General features: G+C 58.8%; 22 protein-coding genes and 1 tRNA gene. 6 read left to right on the forward strand and 17 right to left on the reverse strand.

From position 1 onward, the window contains the following. Positions 1–158: 158 nt before the first annotated feature. The 4 genes from NKK52_RS07065 to NKK52_RS07080 all read right to left on the reverse strand — a co-directional run bounded on the left by NKK52_RS07065 (position 159) and on the right by NKK52_RS07080 (position 2625). Entirely contained in the window at positions 159–359 is a 201-nt protein-coding gene (locus NKK52_RS07065) for a hypothetical protein (RefSeq protein ID WP_023682355.1), read from the reverse strand. Between the two features lie 607 nt (positions 360–966). Beyond that, complete coding sequence (locus tag NKK52_RS07070; RefSeq protein WP_352630475.1) at positions 967–1263, reverse strand: helix-turn-helix domain-containing protein; 297 nt, start codon at positions 1261–1263, stop codon at positions 967–969. A 391-nt stretch (positions 1264–1654) separates the two neighbouring features. Next, entirely contained in the window at positions 1655–1858 is a 204-nt protein-coding gene (locus NKK52_RS07075; protein ID WP_023673385.1) for a CsbD family protein, read from the reverse strand. A 503-nt stretch (positions 1859–2361) separates the two neighbouring features. After that, positions 2362–2625 carry a DUF6894 family protein gene (locus NKK52_RS07080; RefSeq protein WP_023682351.1) on the reverse strand — a complete coding sequence of 88 codons (264 nt, stop codon included), beginning with the start codon at positions 2623–2625 and terminating at the stop codon, positions 2362–2364. A 77-nt stretch (positions 2626–2702) separates the two neighbouring features. Between NKK52_RS07080 and NKK52_RS07085 the strand changes: the two genes are divergently transcribed. The 4 genes from NKK52_RS07085 to NKK52_RS07100 all read left to right on the forward strand — a co-directional run bounded on the left by NKK52_RS07085 (position 2703) and on the right by NKK52_RS07100 (position 4111). Next, entirely contained in the window at positions 2703–2834 is a 132-nt protein-coding gene (locus NKK52_RS07085) for a hypothetical protein (protein ID WP_280940306.1), read from the forward strand. After that, positions 2821–3054: a hypothetical protein gene (locus tag NKK52_RS07090; protein ID WP_023682349.1), complete on the forward strand. Its 234-nt coding sequence runs from the start codon at positions 2821–2823 to the stop codon at positions 3052–3054. The genes NKK52_RS07085 and NKK52_RS07090 overlap by 14 nt, the downstream gene beginning before the upstream one ends. Positions 3055–3436: 382 nt before the next feature. Next, a complete protein-coding gene (locus NKK52_RS07095) occupies positions 3437–3598 on the forward strand; it encodes a hypothetical protein (RefSeq protein ID WP_196813761.1) in 162 nt (53 codons plus the stop codon). A gap of 93 nt (positions 3599–3691) precedes the next feature. After that, on the forward strand, positions 3692–4111 hold the full coding sequence (locus tag NKK52_RS07100; RefSeq protein WP_156939236.1) for a hypothetical protein: 420 nt from the start codon (positions 3692–3694) through the stop codon (positions 4109–4111). A 1223-nt stretch (positions 4112–5334) separates the two neighbouring features. Here NKK52_RS07100 and NKK52_RS07110 read toward each other — a convergent pair. From NKK52_RS07110 to NKK52_RS07150, 9 genes are all read right to left on the reverse strand, one after another. Next, entirely contained in the window at positions 5335–5637 is a 303-nt protein-coding gene (locus NKK52_RS07110; protein ID WP_050591952.1) for an SOS response-associated peptidase, read from the reverse strand. Between the two features lie 696 nt (positions 5638–6333). Next, entirely contained in the window at positions 6334–6666 is a 333-nt protein-coding gene (locus NKK52_RS07115; RefSeq protein ID WP_023682344.1) for a hypothetical protein, read from the reverse strand. Positions 6667–7095: 429 nt separating this feature from the next. Further along, positions 7096–7806 carry a hypothetical protein gene (locus tag NKK52_RS07120; RefSeq protein ID WP_031203758.1) on the reverse strand — a complete coding sequence of 237 codons (711 nt, stop codon included), beginning with the start codon at positions 7804–7806 and terminating at the stop codon, positions 7096–7098. Positions 7807–7882: 76 nt separating this feature from the next. Next, a complete protein-coding gene (locus NKK52_RS07125) occupies positions 7883–8185 on the reverse strand; it encodes a DUF6074 family protein (RefSeq protein WP_023682340.1) in 303 nt (100 codons plus the stop codon). A 150-nt stretch (positions 8186–8335) separates the two neighbouring features. Then, a complete protein-coding gene (locus NKK52_RS07130) occupies positions 8336–8830 on the reverse strand; it encodes a hypothetical protein (protein ID WP_084633883.1) in 495 nt (164 codons plus the stop codon). Beyond that, positions 8830–9024, reverse strand: coding sequence for a hypothetical protein (locus NKK52_RS07135; RefSeq protein ID WP_156939235.1), 195 nt, complete (start codon positions 9022–9024; stop codon positions 8830–8832). The genes NKK52_RS07130 and NKK52_RS07135 overlap by 1 nt, the downstream gene beginning before the upstream one ends. Continuing rightward, positions 9012–9302 (reverse strand): hypothetical protein, encoded by a 291-nt coding sequence (locus tag NKK52_RS07140; RefSeq protein WP_023682337.1) that lies wholly within the window; start codon positions 9300–9302, stop codon positions 9012–9014. The genes NKK52_RS07135 and NKK52_RS07140 overlap by 13 nt, the downstream gene beginning before the upstream one ends. 1 nt (position 9303) lies before the next feature. Next, entirely contained in the window at positions 9304–9492 is a 189-nt protein-coding gene (locus NKK52_RS07145) for a hypothetical protein (RefSeq protein WP_023682336.1), read from the reverse strand. A gap of 205 nt (positions 9493–9697) precedes the next feature. Beyond that, positions 9698–9774 (reverse strand) — tRNA-Pro (locus tag NKK52_RS07150). A 143-nt stretch (positions 9775–9917) separates the two neighbouring features. Between NKK52_RS07150 and NKK52_RS07155 the strand changes: the two genes are divergently transcribed. Together NKK52_RS07155 and NKK52_RS07160 are read left to right on the forward strand one after the other, a co-directional pair. Further along, the gene (locus tag NKK52_RS07155) at positions 9918–10886 is read left to right on the forward strand and encodes a glycosyltransferase family 8 protein (protein ID WP_023682335.1); all 969 of its coding nucleotides are present in this window, start codon (positions 9918–9920) and stop codon (positions 10884–10886) included. Positions 10887–10933: 47 nt separating this feature from the next. Then, a complete protein-coding gene (locus NKK52_RS07160) occupies positions 10934–11917 on the forward strand; it encodes a glycosyltransferase family 8 protein (protein WP_023682334.1) in 984 nt (327 codons plus the stop codon). A 63-nt stretch (positions 11918–11980) separates the two neighbouring features. Here NKK52_RS07160 and NKK52_RS07165 read toward each other — a convergent pair whose 3' ends face one another. The 4 genes from NKK52_RS07165 to NKK52_RS07180 all read right to left on the reverse strand — a co-directional run bounded on the left by NKK52_RS07165 (position 11981) and on the right by NKK52_RS07180 (position 16542). Further along, positions 11981–13222, reverse strand: coding sequence for an O-antigen ligase family protein (locus NKK52_RS07165; RefSeq protein ID WP_023682333.1), 1242 nt, complete (start codon positions 13220–13222; stop codon positions 11981–11983). Beyond that, positions 13219–14754 carry an undecaprenyl-phosphate glucose phosphotransferase gene (locus tag NKK52_RS07170; protein WP_023689486.1) on the reverse strand — a complete coding sequence of 512 codons (1536 nt, stop codon included), beginning with the start codon at positions 14752–14754 and terminating at the stop codon, positions 13219–13221. The genes NKK52_RS07165 and NKK52_RS07170 overlap by 4 nt, the downstream gene beginning before the upstream one ends. A gap of 86 nt (positions 14755–14840) precedes the next feature. Next, positions 14841–15971, reverse strand: a complete 1131-nt coding sequence (locus NKK52_RS07175; protein WP_023682331.1) for a glycosyltransferase — start codon at positions 15969–15971, stop codon at positions 14841–14843. Positions 15972–15978: 7 nt separating this feature from the next. Continuing rightward, on the reverse strand, positions 15979–16542 hold the full coding sequence (locus NKK52_RS07180) for a polysaccharide biosynthesis/export family protein (protein WP_023682330.1): 564 nt from the start codon (positions 16540–16542) through the stop codon (positions 15979–15981). Positions 16543–16589: the final 47 nt, after the last annotated feature.

The raw sequence follows: 16589 nt of genomic DNA on the forward strand, positions 1-16589 counted from the left end.
TCTATTGCACCTCATTATCCGATGAGAACGCTGAGATTATCAAGTCGTGCTTGGATTGGCGCCAAATTCTCCCGATGACGCCCATCGGTTCCGCCTGTCGAAGCTGAAGACAGCAACGGTCGGGCCCGTCTTCCTGGCGTGACGCGGGCCGCCGTCGCTCAGCCTTTGCGCGAGCCGGTGATGATAGACGCGAATTTGTTGCTGCTGCGGGGCAGACCTACCAGTTGGCGGAGCTCTTCGCATAGCTCTCTCGCATCTTGGCGCGAACACTCGCAGCGATAGCGCAGGATTGTAGCCTTTTCAGTCAAGTCCTGCTGAATGTCGTTCAATTCGGCCAGCTTCCGTTCGATAGAACTCATCTAGGTATCATGCGCCTAGAAGTGGCCGCGCGCAAACGCTGGTTCGATAGCGATGCCCAGTTAGGTTGTGCTGCGCTCTTAGGCGTCGAATTCCAGCGGCTGGTGCCCCGGTAGCTCCTGCCACATCACTTGGCGGAACTCGGGACGGTCTCCCTGCTGCGCGCAGTGTGGCGCGCATAGAAATGCTCTTCCCAGTCAGGTCATGTGTCTTGCCGGAATTGGGCGGTCCGAGGTCGGCCATTCTGGTCATGCCCGACCGAACCCGCCGCAGCGGCAAAAGTTTCCGGAAAGGCGTGCCTGTTGTCCGATCGCCCGCTCGCATTTTTGTACCATCTATTCCCGACTTCCATTAGCATCCTCTCATGGCAACTCTGCGGTACGGCGTAAGGCGGGAAGCGGATGGGACGTGGACGGTGTTCGACGTGTTCACCGGGCTGCCGGCTATTTTAGCGGGCCACCCATCTGTCGACCTTCCCGACATGGAGTATGCCGAAGAGCTGGCGGCCATCCTGAATGCCAACGACCTGAAGCAGAGGCTATCTCATCTGCGTACTGCCCATTCAGGATGGTTCAACCGTTTCCATCCAACAATGGCTGGCTTTTCCGCTTATCCTTTTTTCTCTCGGCGGCGCCACTGTCTATTATCGGCGGCGAGGCCGCTATCACCTTCTGAGCGGGCTAGCAGCGATGGAGTGCCTTCGACGGTGAAGACAATTCCGGCGTCTTCAAACGCTTTCCGGATGGCCGCGATGTTGTGGGGACGCGATTTGCTGAATCCGTTCTCAAGATCGCTGATGGCCATTTCGCTAAGATTGGCCTTTGCTGCAAGTCGCACACGCGACCAGTTCAGTAGGGCTCGTGCTGCTCTGGATTGATCTGCTGAGAGTACGGTTCGGCTGTTCATAGACAGTCGAACATTCAAAATCGCTAAAATGTTCCTCTTGACCTTCTGCAATTTCTAACGGCGTGAGGCCGGCTTCTCGGATAACGCGGAGGGGTTTTCTAATAACCTTACGGAACGCTGATCGTCACGCCGCAATGTCTTCTTTTTCGGCTTCGTCCGCTCAACCAGATCTGGCCTTTTCGCTATCAGGTAGTCAGCCCTGTTCGTTCGATAGTCTTCTTTGTGGATGGACATTGCTAAGATCTCCGATTGTGGAGATCAACGCGGCTGGAAGCCGACACGTTCCCAAAAATCGCTTGTTCAAGGCCGAGCCGAACGGCACGACGGATGCCAAAAAGGCGACAAGGGCGCGGTTCGTCACGCGCCCTTGACTAGGTCCAACTGTGCTAGCCTACGAGTCTTGTCGACCATACCAGTCGTCGACGTCTCGCCGCACGCGATCCTTCTCAATGCCGTAGCGTTCCTGGATCGTACCTTCGAGCTGATCGCGGTTGCCGGCTATGCGGTCTAGATCATCATCAGTGAGCTTGCCCCACTGCTCCTTGACCTTACCTTTGAATTGCTTCCAATTCCCTTCGACGCGGTTCCAGTCCATGATGGCGATCTCCTTTCGTTGTCCTTTTCGAATAACGGTCGTATGGCCGTCAGGTTCCGCTGCAGGTAAGCGCGCTTGCTCGTGATCTAGCACTGGAACCTAATGCCCATCGCCAGCTTGAGTGCGCCGGCCTTTTCAGTTTTGGAACACAGCGGGCCTTTCGCGGTTGGGTGCAATGGAGCAGCTTCGCAGCCAGATGCAGGTATTCGCCGATCCGGGCCTGTGGGTCGCCTTGGCGGCACTGCTGATCCCTTATGGGATCGGTGTCGCACTGCTTCTGCGGGTAGCCGGTTGACGGACCTGCCAGCTCTCGCGTCAAGATGAGCGGATTCCAATAGAAGGCGCGTTAACCTGGCGGCTGGGGGTCTTCGCGTTCGGCCATCTGTTCCAAGAGCTTCCGTGACGCAGCTAGGACGCGGCGTGTCTCGTCGATATGAACGTAGGTAGTTGAGTTCGCCGACCGCCCGGCGTTGGTTCCGGCGAGCGCTTCGAGGTGTGAATCGTCAGGCTTCCAACGGTCTGTCATCGGAATGTCCAGCCCGCGTCACCTCACACGTGACTTTCACCTCAAACAGCGAAATGCTGGTGCCGTCATGGACTTGGAAGGCGACTTGGCGGAATGTGCCGCCCGGCATCTGGTCTTTCACGATCTCAAACAACGCCCTTGCCGCCTCGTCTTCAGCGGCGGCCAAGTTTGCAAGCTCGGTGCCTTCGGTATCCGGGTAGGGGATTCCGTTTTCGGTTAGATGGAAGAAGAAGCGGGCCATGGAGCCCTAACAGCGAAGCTTGGAAAAAGTTTCCTCGATCCCGAATCCGGGTGACGGCCACGGCGCACGAGGGCATTATGAAGCGGCCGGCGACGCAATGGGTCAAGCCGGGGCTGATCGGCCGCGTGAAGCACCTGCGCGGCGAGGATGACCTGCGCCACGCCTCACTGCAGGACTTTCGAGAGGATGACACAAATGGCGGTGCCTAAGAACGATCAGGAGCGCGCCAACTACGCTTGGATGTACGGCGCCCAAGCGCGCAAGGATGGCAAGGAGCGTGAGGTGCCAGCTTACTGGCAGGAACATGCCGACGCGTGGCTGCAGGGCTTTGACGGTGTGGCGATGGACGGTTTTGGTAAGACCAAGACCGTCAAAGACGAGATGGAAGCCGAGGTCGACGAAGCCGCCGTCGAGCGGCCCGCCGAATAGCCATTTTTGCCGTATGCCGTATGGTCGTTTTTGATTGAAGAAAGGGCTTCGTTGGGCCTATAAAGATTGCGTTTACCATTGCCTTTTTGGGAGGATGCGATGGTTACAACGCCCATAGATATCGCTCGCGCAGCCGCTGCGACTACGACGGCCACCTTGCTGAAGTGGCAGAAGTCCATGGAGGAACGCGCCACGTTTCGCCAGAATATGGATCAATCGCGCAGGGCGATCCAAGCCTCACGCGAACTGCTGAGGCGCCTTCGTCAACGTCAGCGTGACGACAATAGCGACGCGGACGCCCTAAAGGACTAGCCGACAAGGCAGATGGTGAGACGGAGGGAACCTTGTTGCCGCACACCGGTTCTGGTTGCGGAGCAGGCTTATGGAAAAACAGCGTCAAGGAATTGAGGTGGAAGCACTCGCCGCACGATTGGCGAAAGAAACAGGTGTTTCGGTAGAGCAATCACGTCAGCTTATCGAACTGATGGGCACCGACTGGAATTCCCTACTTCGTGAGGCACGGCTTCTTAAGGACGGGCATTAGCGTTCAGCGCAACCTGCACGTCTGCAGCAGTTCCGCCTCGTCGGCAATCCCATTCTGAAAAAGGAGGATGACTCCCCAAGCCAGGGCTTCCCTTTGTTCCCTGTCATCTCGGGCGATCCCGCGCTCGCCGCACAGTTTGTCGAGCACCCTCTGGAGCAAGTCCAGATCCTCGGGTTCGAATACCCCACGGTAACGTTCCAACGGCATCGCCGGCCCCTCAACGCGGCTCAATGCCTTACCATTTCACACAAGGATTTTGATGCGAAGGCAATTCATGGTGATTGGGCCGACGTGCGGCCACTAATGTCGCGACGGCGATGGCCGATGAATGTGCTTGAACAGGAAAAGGCCGATCTCCTGCATTGCCGTCATATCCGGGTAAGCCGCCAAAACGGAGTCTTCACCACCGACGCTGCCGAGCATCGGGATCAACACGAAGCTGTCATCCCGAAACTTGCTTATGGTGGTGATCGTGAAATCGTAGTCGGGATAGGCCTCATCGCAGGGCGCTGATCTCGGCGAGGAATTCCGGCGTCTCGAAATGTGCGCCGATCGGCGGCACCACAATCATGTCTTTGCATACTTGCATGTCGCGCCCTCCCAAGCCGTCGCATCGTGAGCGCCGCGCGGCCAAGGTCAAATCACGTCTTCTCCCTGCCGATGAGCCGGCGTCAGCAAAGTTATCCACAGGTCGACAAGATCGTTCGAATTGTCGCGGTTCGGTTAAGACCTCGATCATGAGGCGTGGCGCATCGTGTTGTCGGGTCTACATTTTGCCCTCCTGACCCAACCCCATAGCTCCAGCCCGTGGCCAATTAAGGCGACGGGCTTTTTTACGTCGGCATCTGGCCCAGCTAACTAAAATTGTATGGAACCGCAACGACAACCACACATTTCTACCTCAAGCGGTCGATTCTTTGGATGTAGCCGTGACTACAAAACCCGCTGTTGCGCGCTCACGGCGGGTTTTCTTGGCGTCAGAGCTACCCAGCCCTCATCTGGCACAGAAACGGCACAGAACCTTCGAGTGTTTTCGCTCAGTTCCCGCCCTGTTACGCGAAAAAGTCGACGAGATCGGCCTTGGACGGACTGATCTCTTTCACCTCTGATCATTCCATATCCGGCACGTCACCGCTGACGAATAGCGTGGTGGGCGGCCCGTAATCACCAAGCGCCGGGTCTGCATCACGGCTCTAGGCTATGACGCCGACATGGCTGGATGATAGGCCCTTGGCAGTACAAATCGCGCGTTCTTCGCTCTGCTGATCGGTTGGACCATAGGCTGTGAACAGATCGCCCATCCTGGCCTCGATCACAGGCAACAATCACAATCAACTTCGGCCTGGCTTGGGTGGGGCAGCACGTTTTCCGACATTGAAACCTCCTAAAGATATCGCTCGCCTTCGCCGCGGTGCTCCATGCAGAACCAGTGCGACGCCAGACGCGGCTTTGCAAATTCGAACCCAGCATCCTTGCCGCAGCCGAGATGCTCGCACGCATGATTGTCGACGCGTCGCCGAATCGCGCTGGGGTGCTGTCATGCCTTCGGCAAGCCGGCCCGTTCGTCGCTCATGACGGGTTGATCGGCCCGACCAGGCCGGGATGGTTTGGGCAACTTGTTGACGGCGCTCGTGTTCACCTCACGCCCAACGCGATTGAACTGCAACTGACCGTCGATGTCGTGGCTGAGAATGTCCTTGAGGCTGTCCTTTGGTGTCTCCGGGTCCAGCCAGGCGTCATAGTATGCCTGGTCTAGAATGAGAGGCTGTCGAATCGTGCAACTGCTTCATCGGTTCTGCGGCAGGCTCTGTGATGATGGTGCAGCTGGTTATGTCAAGATTGGAATTGTAAGCCCAAAGGCCGGCGAACGAGAAAGGCGCGTGGCCTGGCTGGTATATGTGCCAAGGGTCCTTCTTGCCGTCGGCCGGCGATATCGTCCACTCGTAGAAGCCATCGGCAGGAATCAGGCAGCGCTTTGACTTGAAGGCGTCGCGGAAGGCAGGGGCCGTATCACTACCCTCTATTCTTGCATTGAACATCGCCGCCTTACAATCGAGTATCGGCTAGAAAATCGGCCGTCGCTAGTCGCACCAGCGCACTTTGCTTCCCTGAAGATGCCGAGTATCCGTTGCATATTGTAGTTGGGCCTGAGCTTTAGCTCGCCCAACTGTTGTGGACACGGCACTAATCAGCGCGTCGCAAGGAGGCATGCATTCTGATGGCTTAGCAATTGGCAGGTGATAGCCTGAAGGATATCGAAGGTCATAGTCGGAGTTGATCTCAGTCAGTTGATTTGCAAGCGGTCGAACAAGTGGGTGGGCTACGGTCAGGCCGTTCCGTTCACACTCGGAGTAGATCGATCCGATATCATGGCCCAAGGGCTTCCTGTTTAACGCCTTCTTTGGGGTTCCCACTGCTACCAGATACGATTTGAGGACAACCTCGAAGGAATGAGCGAGGAGAAAATAGGTTGGAAATCGAAGGTCGGGCTGGTCGTTCTCGGAGAGTAATTTGAAAGCTTGGTAGTAGGCCCTGCCACGCCGCAACAGTTCCCCGGCGAAGATACCAAGCGGTTCTGGCATTTCCCACAAATCTTGTGAAACTTGGACTAGCTTTGGACCACTCACGTAGCTCTATCCCGCCCGACGACCGACCGCACAAAGATACCGATTTAACACCACCGGGGAAGTGGTGGTCAGAGTTTCGTACCAATCGAATCTAGGCCGCGAAGTCTCCTAAGCAGCAGAACGACTCAGTAAACGAAGCTTTTTGCTGAGATCGGCATGAAGCCGTGTCGCGGAGTTTAACTCCCGCGAGACCCCTAGCGCGTCACCGCTCAAGATCTCGTCTGCGACGCTCATTCTTACTTGTTCGGCAAAAAGTCGCCGCAGCGATCTGATCCGACTAGCGGTAGCCACGATCATTTCCAAATCCATGGCGTCAGCGGCCGAAATTGCGCTAGACTCCGGGAAAAATGCCTGGAAAAGCTGACGAAACATGCGCTTTTCCGGCCGGCTGAGACCTGACGGGATCCCGAGGTCTCCAGGGTTTGTCTGGGTTTTTGCCATCTCAAATCCTCATTGTGAAACGCTAATCAGGAAATAAATCGCCTGGGCCAAAATCCTGTCATAGGAAAAAAATCCTGCGGCGGGCACCAATTGGGGTCGTCCAGTGTCCGCTACTGAGTACACTTTCATGCCCCCGACCCCTCCTAGAGCGGCCACCGCGCGGCGTCACGGCGCGGTGGCAAATGGCCAAAGGAAGGAGGAATAAATTCCCGCCAAGGTGTAATTAATGTACCGGGAACCTCCTTTTAGCCGCGTCAATGGATCGCTTTAGCCAACCCTCCATCTGTGCGCGATACACGCAGAGACGTTCAACCGCCTCGCTTTCACTAAGCCCCTGCTTCTTGAGGTAGTTCTCATAATCACTGAGAACGTGCGTAGCGACGTTTCGGAACGCATCTTCACAAAACCGTAGAGCTTGCGGATTGGTCATCACAACTTCACCTTGGCAGTGCGCATCTTGGCGATTGGTTTCGCGCTCTTCTGCGCGCTGGCAGCAACCTCAAGCAAAGTCACGCGGTTGGTGAGAGTTTTGGTTTCCTTTTGAACTGCCGCCTTTATGACTGCGGCGACGTCCTCAAGAAATTCACGTTCATCCGTGCGGGAGGAGCCGACATGGCTATCGGCCTTTGTCAACAACCGCGCCAGTTTCAGAAAAGCATCAAGATCGTTGCCATTGAGAAGGTCATTCAGAACATTCATTTGGGAGCCTCCGATTAGCTGAGGCTCCGACATAGCAAACCCTAAATGACTGGCTTGGAACGCGTTCCGCAATCGCCCATCTGGAGATTTGCCCGACAATCCAGATCGAAACCAAAGGCCTGGTCCGAGACTGCTTCGACCATGAGCGAACGGTAATTGATCACTGCGTTGTAGCAACCAATCGATTACGATTTTCACGATGCGCGACGCAGCCTCAGCGATTTTCGTGGGGTCCTCGCTGTCCCATTCCGGCAATACGCCCGCAGCAAGAAAAGCGTCTCGTGCCTCTGCGACCTTCAGGGTCAGGGGAAACACGGCCTCGCCTCTTTCTTGTCGCTCCTTCCATTCGTTCTTCCTCTCCTTCGCCGTCTTGGCGACCGAGATTTTGGATTTATCCAGCGCCGCCGATTTCGTATTTTTGCCAGTCTTTATCTTGCTCATTTTTCATAATCCATCCGCTCCTTTTTCTTGATTTTCTGATTTTCTGATTTTCTGATTTCTGATTTTTCGATTTTTTCTATGGTGTCGCGCCTCCCCTGCCATGATCGCGGAAGGCGATGCGCTGCATTTCAATCCTGACTGAAGACCAGAAAGCGGCCACCTCGGCGTCTATGGCCTCAGGCCTCAGGCGTGTCTTCGCCAGATGCGTTCTGAGGCCAACATCGACCTGGAGCCGGTAGGAGGCGGCATGCTTCTCTGTCGTCTTCCCTGACAGCTTGGCGGCGACGTCGCGGACCTTGCCGACACGGCGCGCTAGGGGAAAGGCAAGGATCTGGCACGGCCGGGCCGCCCATTCAAAGAGAGGAAGATCGGGCTTCATGACATTCCCCCCCGAGCTATAAGAGACAGTTCCCTATCGACTACTGGGCAGCGGTCAGGAAAGGGAACCGGCAATCCCCGTTTCGATGTAGGAAAGGGAACCGACGAGATGCGGGAAAGGGAACTGGGAAGCTGTTTTTTGATCCACATATCAGGCGGCCTTTTCGTTTGCCTTCTGCTGGCTTTTCTGGCCGTCAGATGAAGCTCGAAATTGCTTGAGAATTTTTTCGGCCCGTTCCTGTGTCACTCTCTTCCATTCGTCGGTCGGAAAAGGCTGGCCTTTGGCCGGCACGTAGGTAAGCCGGTAACGATTTGGGCCTCGGATGTCGCCCGCTGGCTCATCGTCGGGAACGCATTCGAGAAGACCAAGGGCTTGACCCAGGTCGATCGATGGTCGGATCGTTCGCTTGGAAACGCCGGCCAGGACAAACTGAGAAAAGGCAACATGAAGGTAGCCGTTGTGCTGGCCGCCGTGGCGAAGATGTTCCACCTCCAGTCGCTCCAGGATCCGCCGTAGAGGCTGCGGCGCATGTGTCCAGGCGGGGCTGATCAGCATCTCCAGGCGGTGGGGAACCCACGCCTTCAGCCAAAGCCTTTTCTTAGCGCCGGCTACGCTTGACGAGCCGCTCTTCGTACCGGTGCCCATCACCGAGCCCCCTTCACCTGTTCGGCGCGGATCTCGGCGGCGCGGCGGATGGCGGCGATTGCGTGGATGTCATCGAGGCCGAAGCGCCTGCGGATGGATGGCAGCAGCGGCCTGTCGAGATCGCGGAAATGCTTCACTACCTGGACGGCGACGATCTCGACAAGTTCATGATCGACGCGCATCAGAATGGACACGGATCATGTTCCCCGATTGGCCGGCTGCGAGGGGCAGCCGGTTCCGGCCGCAACACCTTGCTGAAGCCTTCGAGGGCGCACTGGGCTTTCAATCGTCCCAAGGTGAATTCGGTCACCTCTTGTTCAGCCTCATAAACGGCCTGAAGCCTGATGGATTCCGGAACCACGGGAAACCGGTTCGCCTCATCAAGGATGTCCTTGCCGTGCACCAAAGCGTGAACCAGATGCTGACGAAGGTGTGCAACAACACGCCCTTTGAATTCTTCGAGGCTTTCCATTTTATGCGACCTCGCGCTGGCGAGCGTCGAATTCGTCAAGCTGCTCATCGGTCCAGAACCGGCGGCGCTGGATGATCAAGGGCTTAGGAAAATCGAGCTTGGGATCGCGGAGCCAACGCCACAAGCTCATTTCGCTGGCGTCGCCGTAGCGTGCGCGAACTTCACGCGAGGTGCGGTATTGTTTTTGCATAAGGGGCCTCCGTTAATAACGAGGCCTAACGAGATATCCCGTGGGGGTCGGCTCAGTCCAAGCGAATCTTGAGCCGATTGGCGGACAGATTTTCTTTGAGCCGAATCCGCGCCCACCAGGTTTCTGATACCCCAGGAGTTACCCTGAGGCCAATACCACGACTTTGCGGGAAGGGGGACTTTGGGGGTAAGTCCTTGCTTTTATTTGGTCGGAGTGGCCGGATTCGAACCGACGACCCCTTGACCCCCAGTCAAGTGCGCTACCGGGCTGCGCTACACTCCGGACCGCGCAAAGCCATATATTTTCAAGGGGTATGGTGCAAGCGCTAAAACGGCGCGCCGGGCCTGAAAGTCGCCAGCATTCGGCCTTGTCGCCGCAACGCCAAGGCGATATGGCTCGCGCAGTATCGATACGAAGGATTGCGCGTGGCAAATTCCTGTTTTTTTCTGGCGGCCGACGCCAATTATTTTCCGTATGCATGCTTGGCGGCGCGCAGAATTCTGGATGTTTCGGGAGACGCAACGCCAGGCTTCATCCTGCATGTCGGCGCACGTGATGCCGATATGCGTGTTGCTGAACGCCTGCTGAAGAACCGTCTTCGCATAATGGACGTTTCGGGGCTGTTTGCGGAGGCTGGCCATACTTTCCGGCCAAGCAATGTCGGCACTTTTGTTCGGCTTTTCGCCGACCAACTGCCTCAGTTCGCGGACTATGACCGCATCGCCCATGTCGATTGTGATGTTCTGTTCAATCGAGATATCGCCGACCTGGTGGGCCAGACACTTCATGCTCCGTTGTTGGCCGCTCACGACGATTACATGTATTTCCGCCCGGGCTATCGGAACAAACTGTCGATGCAGCCGGGGGCGCCTTATTTCAACGCCGGCATCATCGTCTTCAACATGCCGCCGGTGCGTCAACAGGGACTTTTGCACCGCGCCAGAGATGTTGCCGTTGCCGGGCAAATGAACGATCAGAACGCGCTGAACATCGTCTTCGAGGGCAAGTGGCAGACGATGCACCCGAACTGGAATTTGATGTCCAACGATACGAAGGAGTTTCGGTTCGCCCAAGCCTATGCGCGGCATTTCGCCGGCGGCAAGCCCTGGGGAAGCCAGGTCGACGTGGAGCCCGAGGCGCTTGCCGTCTGGCGCGATCTGGCAAGGGATACGCCGTGGCTTGAGCCCTTCCGGCAGCGTATTCCCTTCGAGCGGGGCGTCATGAGGCGGTTCGCCCGAAGGTTCGACGGTATCATGGGGATGTTGCCGAACAAGGACCGGTATCGGCGGCGCGCACGGTACGACGGCAGCAAGGTGCATAAGATATATGCCGAGCATGCTGACGCCGGGGCGATGGCTGTGCAGTTTCCGGAAGTACTCGGTGGTTTCGCCTGAGACCCGCAACGGAGCTCTCGCGAATGGGTCAGGCAACAGGTTGTAGCATGCCGCAAAAATCGTGTTTCTTTTTCGCCACCGACCAGAGGTATTTCCCGTATGCCAGCCTGGCGGCGCGCCGCGTGCTGAATGTGTCGGACCACCTCGACGGCTTTATTTTGCACACCGGTGTCATCTCCAGCGAAGACCGAGCTATCGGAGAGCGTCTGCTCGGTGGGAAGATCCGCATCCTGGATGTCACGAAATTCATGGAAGCGACAAACTTCAACCGCGGAACGCACCCAACCCTTGCGACCTACATCAGGCTGTTTGCCGATCAATTGCCGGAGTTCGAACCATATGACCGCATCGCCTATTCCGACGCCGATGTGCTTTTCAACAGATCGATAGAAGACCTCTGCAACGTCCCGCTCAACGCTCCGCTGCTGGCCGCACACGATGAGCAGACCTATTTCGACGTAAAGTATCGACAGCATTTACCGATGCAGCCAGGCGCGCCGAAGTTCAATGCCGGCGTGCTGGTGTTCAACATGCCACTGATCAGGCAGGAGGGGCTTCTGGAGCGTACCCGGCAGTTGGCCTCCGAGCAGGTTTACGGGATGGATCAAGGTGCATTGAACGTGGCTTTCGAGGGCAGGTGGCAGACGATGCACCCGTTCTGGAACGTGATGACCAACTACACCAGCCAGATCCCTTTCAGCCGCTGCTACGCCCGCCACTTCGCCTGGGGCAAGCCCTGGGACCGTCCGCCGATCGGTGTCGAGGTCGGCGCCATGGCGATCTATCGTGATCTGGCGAAAGGCACGCCCTGGGCCGGCCGTTTCAACAGCAACTGGCCGATCAAGAGAGGCATATTGAAAAACCTCGGCCGCAAGTTCGACGCCATCAGCGGGATTTTGCTGAACGACGAGAAGCGCAAGCGACGGGCGCGGTTCGACGCCGAAAAGGTCAGCGCTATCTTCGCCGATCACGCCGACAAATCGATGCTGGCAGTGCAATACCCCGAGCGGGTTGCCGGCATCGCGAGATAGAGGAAATCCCGACAATCCGTCAGCAGGGCGGGGTCTTCCGAACTCGGCGGCGTTTCCGTCGGTTTAGCTTGCCGCCACCGCCCGCAACCCGCGCTGATGCCTGTATTCCAGCGCGATCGCGCCCCAGATCAGGCCGAGCAGCAGGTAGACATGGCGCCAGTGGTCGATGTCGATGAAGGTGCCGAGCCCGATATTGCCGATGAAAGCGACGTAGGCGCAGAGCAGATAGGGCTGCCATGGCCGGTCGCGCAAAAGGATGCGGAAGCCGGCCGCGATCGTCCACAGCGTCAGCGACAGGAACGAGACGAAGCCGAGCCAGCCATAATCCATCAGCGTCTTCAGCCAGATGTCGTGCGTGTCTTCGCCGAAAATGGTGCCGAACACCAGCGGGCCGATGCCGAGCGGATGTTCGAGCGCCATCTCGAAGCCGATCGTGTAGCGGGCAAAGCGGCCAAGGCGCGCCGTGTCGTAGCTCTGTTCGAGCTGGGCGCGGCTGGAAAACATCTCGCCGACGCCGGGCAGCTGCAGGATGACGATCATGGCCACCACCAGCAGGGTGACGGCGGCAATGGTCATGACGATGACGCGCAGCCGGAACTTGCCGCTGTTGCTTTGCAGGAACAGGGCGCCGGTGAGCAGGATGGCCGAGACGGCGAACATGCCCCAGGCGCCGCGCGAGAAGGAGAAGAAAATGCCGGCGGTGATGATCAGCAGCGGCACCGCCAGAAGCGGCATGCGCGCGATCGAGCCGGTCAACAGCAGATAGAGCAGATAGATGCCGGGCAGCACCAGGAACGGCCCGAACACGTTCGGATCCTGGAAGGCGCCCTGGGCGCGGTCGTATCTGGTGAAGATTTCAGCGCCCGGGAAAGCGTGGAAATAGCCGGCAATGCCGAGCAGCGAGGTCACCACCGCGGAGACGACATAGGCGATGAAGATCAGCCGGTAAAAACCGGGCTGCACCGCCGTCACCGACGAGAAGAACACCGCGGTGAACGCGAGAAACAGCGAGACGGCGAGATAGAGCGGTGTGTTGGCGAGATCGGCCATCTGCGTCATGGCAATCATGCCGCCGATGTTCATCGTGATCAGCAGCACCAGCAGCGGCACGGCCGCGCGCGATATGCGCAGGCCAAACAGCCCCCACACCCCGATCAGCCCGAGCATGAAAAGATCGTAAGGCGCCGGCTCGTCGATGACGAAGCCTGACAGGAAGACGCCGAAAAACACCGCGCCCGACGATATCAGCGCGATCAGCTTGGCATTGACCGCAGCCTCCGACAAATCATGGGAAATCGCGCTCAATAGGCGTTTTCCGTGTTGAGCAGCCGCAGCGGCGTCATGAGCAGGATGCGCAGATCGAACAGCATCGACCAGTTCTCGATGTAATAGAGGTCGTATTCCGTGCGCATGCGGATCTTCTCATTGGTGTCCATCTCGCCGCGCCAGCCATTGATCTGCGCCCAGCCGGTGACGCCGGGCTTGACCTTGTGGCGGGCGAAATAGCCGTCGACCACCTCGTTGTAGAGAAGGTTGTGCGACTGCGCGGCAATCGCATGCGGGCGCGGACCGACCAGTGACAGCGTGCCGAACAGCGAGTTGAAGAACTGCGGCAGCTCGTCGATCGAGCTCTTGCGGATGAAGCGGCCGACGCGGGTGACGCGCGGATCGTTCTTGGTCACCGTCTGCTTGGCGGTCGGGTCCGAGCGGTCGGTATACATGGAGCGGAATTTGTAGACTTCGACGATCTCGTTGTTGAAGCCGTGCCGCTTCTGCTTGAACAGCACCGGACCCTTGCTGTCGAGCTTGATGGCGATGGCCGTCGCCAGCATCACCGGTGAAAACAGGATGATGCCGATCAGCGAGAAGACGATGTCGAAGGCGCGCTTGGCGACCGAATCCCAGTCGTTGATCGGCCTGTCGAAGATATCGAGCATCGGCACCGAGCCGATGTAGGAATAGGCGCGCGGGCGAAACTGCAAAGCGTTCGAATGCGCCGAGAGCCGGATGTCGACCGGCAGCACCCAGAGCTTCTTCAGCAGCTGCAGCACGCGCGTTTCGGCAGTCAGCGGCAGCGACACGATCAGCATGTCGATGCGCGCGATGCGGGCGAATTCCATCAGCTCCGAAATGGTGCCGAGCTTGGGATAGCCGGCCACGATCGGCGGCGAGCGCTTGTCGCCGCGGTCATCGAAGATGCCGCAGATGCGGATGTCGTTGTCTGGCTGCTTCTCGACCGAGCGGATCAGCATCTCGGCCGCCTTGCCGCCGCCGACGATGACGGCGCGGCGTTCCATGCGGCCGTTGCGCGCCCAGCGCCGGATCAGCTTCGACATCACCAGCCTGAGGCCGAACAGCAGAAGCAGGCCGACGACAAACCAGGTGCCGAACAGCAGACGCGAATAATCCTCCGACATTTTCATGATGAAGGCCGTCAGCGCCATCAGCGCGAAGGTGCCGGCCCAGACCATCAGCACGCGGCCGAGATTGGAGATCGGTCGCATCAAGGCGGAGATCTGGTAGCAATCGCTGACGTCGAGCAGCACCACGGCCACGAATGACGCCGCGGCAATGGTCAGCGGATATTGCCAGGCGAGATAGTTGAAGAAGCCGACAAAGTGGAAGTAGAGCGCGAGCCCCGACAGGAACAGCAAGCCGAATTCGACGATGCGCAATACGCCGCTGACCATGACCGGCGACATCGTATCGCGCCGGTATTGCGAGGCGACCTGGCGGGCAACACTGTTCATGCCGCCGGGCGTGGGGCTCTCGGCAGGACTGTCGAATTTGCGCACCGCATCGGCCGAAAAGCGGCGCGTGGGGTCGGTCTCGTTCATCGGGTTTCCCACAAGCTTCCGCGATGACGATAGCAGAAAGAGAGCTAAAAAAACCTTGAGAACAACTTGTGGTTTTGGACGGTCGTCTATCTGTTGAGCGCGGCGAAATAGGCCTTTTCGATTTCGGCGGCCATCACATCGGCGCCGAATCGCGCCCTGAGCCTGGCGGTGTCGGGCATGACGCGCCGGTATGCGTCGAGATCGCGCAGCGCTTCACCCACCTTGTCGCCGAGTTGGCGCGGATCGGGACGGATCAGGGCAGGGGATCCCTCACCGAAGATTTCGGGAATGCCGCCGACGGCCGTGGCGATCATCGGCCTGCCTGCCGCCAGCGTCTCCAGCACGATATAGGGCATGGCTTCCGCGCGGGAGGGGACGACGACCAGATCGGCCAGCGAAAATGCCTCCCTGGCCGGCATCGGCGGCAAGAAGCGGACCTGTTTTCCGAGGCCCAGCCGTTTCACCTGCGCATGGTAGCGCGGCAGGTCGTCGCCATCGCCGACCATGACCGCGGTCAAGCGGCGCTCAAGCTGGGACCCGGCCAGCACCAGCGCGTCGATGAAAATGTCAGGCCCTTTGAGGTCGCGCATCATGCCGATGTAGAGCAGGTCGGCCGCGTCGGGCTGTGCGACCACCGGTTCGAACTCGGCGGCGCGCAGGCCGTTATAGACCAGCGAGTTCGGGATAGGCGGTTCGCCGACCTTCCTGCGATAGGTGCGCCGCTCATAGTCGGAGACGAACAGCAGGCAGTCGGTGAAGCGCGCCATGAAGCGCTCGATCGCGAAGAACAGCTTCCCGGTCGTCGTCGTTTCATCATAGTGGAGGGAGCCGCCATGCGGCGAATAGAGGCGGGCTACGCGAGACCTAGATACCCGCAACAATGAGCCGAACAGACGGGCATAGGCGCCACCTTTGGCGCCATGTCCGTGCAACACGTCCGGCTGCAATTCCTTGATGATCCTGTAAGTGCGCCAGGCCGAGGCGAAGTCGCCCGGCCCGACATGGCGCTGCATCGGCGTGCGATGGATGCCGAGCGCCAGGCTGTCCTTCATCTGGTCGAACAGGCGTTCCTCGTATTCGCCGCCGGTGGTCGAATCGCAGACGATGCCGACAACATGTCCGGCGGCGAGCTGGGCCTCCGTCAGGTCGCGCACATGCCGGAAGATCCCGCCGACGGGTGAGCGAAAGCAGTGGACGATCCTGAGCTGGTCCGCCACGTTGATGTCAGAACAGGCGTTCGCGAACGTAGACCGTGTCGCCCGGCAGCAGCGGATCGGAGGTAACCACCCGGCCTGTCATCACCTTGCCGTTGATGTCGCGGGTGATGTCGACGCTTTCCTGGTTGGCGCGCGGCGAGAAACCGCCGGCAATCGCGATGGCCTTCTGCACGGTGAGGCCCGGCACGTAGGAATACTGGCCGGCGGCGCCCACTTCGCCCATGACGAAGATCGGCCGGTAGCGATCGATCTCGACCGACACGTCGGGGTCGCGCAGATAGCCTTGGCGCAGTTTGTCGGCGAGCGCTTTTTCCAGCTGCTGGGCCGTGTGGCCACGCGCCGGCACCGCGCCGACCAGCGGGAAGGACATGTAGCCGGACTGATCGACACTGTAGGTGTTGGTCAGACCGTCCTGTTCGAACACGGTGACGCGGACACGGTCGCCGGCGCCGAGCCGATAGGGCTGGTCGAGTACCTCGTGGAAGGCCGCCGGCGTCGGCCGGTAGCTGGAGCAGCCGGCGAGGATCGACACGGCCAGCAGAGCGCGAAACAGACCAGCAGCGCTTTTCATGATCGGGCACACACCTTCGTCGCTATGGCCGCCAGGACACGGCGGCA

This window comes from Mesorhizobium sp. C277A, from assembly GCF_040324395.1.
In the GTDB taxonomy this organism is placed as follows: Bacteria; Pseudomonadota; Alphaproteobacteria; order Rhizobiales; family Rhizobiaceae; genus Mesorhizobium.

What these genes read in the sequence shown, in the direction of transcription:
- NKK52_RS07075 (WP_023673385.1), bottom strand. Translation starts at nt 1,858, where the DNA reads ATGGACTGGAACCGCGTCGAAGGGAATTGGAAGCAATTCAAAGGTAAG.
- NKK52_RS07065 (WP_023682355.1), bottom strand. Translation starts at nt 359, where the DNA reads ATGAGTTCTATCGAACGGAAGCTGGCCGAATTGAACGACATTCAGCAG.
- NKK52_RS07090 (WP_023682349.1), top strand. Translation starts at nt 2,821, where the DNA reads ATGGCGGTGCCTAAGAACGATCAGGAGCGCGCCAACTACGCTTGGATG.
- NKK52_RS07160 (WP_023682334.1), top strand. Translation starts at nt 10,934, where the DNA reads ATGCCGCAAAAATCGTGTTTCTTTTTCGCCACCGACCAGAGGTATTTC.
- NKK52_RS07120 (WP_031203758.1), bottom strand. Translation starts at nt 7,806, where the DNA reads ATGAGCAAGATAAAGACTGGCAAAAATACGAAATCGGCGGCGCTGGAT.
- NKK52_RS07125 (WP_023682340.1), bottom strand. Translation starts at nt 8,185, where the DNA reads ATGAAGCCCGATCTTCCTCTCTTTGAATGGGCGGCCCGGCCGTGCCAG.
- NKK52_RS07095 (WP_196813761.1), top strand. Translation starts at nt 3,437, where the DNA reads ATGGAAAAACAGCGTCAAGGAATTGAGGTGGAAGCACTCGCCGCACGA.
- NKK52_RS07170 (WP_023689486.1), bottom strand. Translation starts at nt 14,754, where the DNA reads ATGAACGAGACCGACCCCACGCGCCGCTTTTCGGCCGATGCGGTGCGC.
- NKK52_RS07070 (WP_352630475.1), bottom strand. Translation starts at nt 1,263, where the DNA reads ATGAACAGCCGAACCGTACTCTCAGCAGATCAATCCAGAGCAGCACGA.
- NKK52_RS07130 (WP_084633883.1), bottom strand. Translation starts at nt 8,830, where the DNA reads ATGGGCACCGGTACGAAGAGCGGCTCGTCAAGCGTAGCCGGCGCTAAG.
- NKK52_RS07140 (WP_023682337.1), bottom strand. Translation starts at nt 9,302, where the DNA reads ATGGAAAGCCTCGAAGAATTCAAAGGGCGTGTTGTTGCACACCTTCGT.
- NKK52_RS07110 (WP_050591952.1), bottom strand. Translation starts at nt 5,637, where the DNA reads ATGTTCAATGCAAGAATAGAGGGTAGTGATACGGCCCCTGCCTTCCGC.
- NKK52_RS07085 (WP_280940306.1), top strand. Translation starts at nt 2,703, where the DNA reads ATGAAGCGGCCGGCGACGCAATGGGTCAAGCCGGGGCTGATCGGCCGC.
- NKK52_RS07180 (WP_023682330.1), bottom strand. Translation starts at nt 16,542, where the DNA reads ATGAAAAGCGCTGCTGGTCTGTTTCGCGCTCTGCTGGCCGTGTCGATC.
- NKK52_RS07145 (WP_023682336.1), bottom strand. Translation starts at nt 9,492, where the DNA reads ATGCAAAAACAATACCGCACCTCGCGTGAAGTTCGCGCACGCTACGGC.
- NKK52_RS07115 (WP_023682344.1), bottom strand. Translation starts at nt 6,666, where the DNA reads ATGGCAAAAACCCAGACAAACCCTGGAGACCTCGGGATCCCGTCAGGT.
- NKK52_RS07080 (WP_023682351.1), bottom strand. Translation starts at nt 2,625, where the DNA reads ATGGCCCGCTTCTTCTTCCATCTAACCGAAAACGGAATCCCCTACCCG.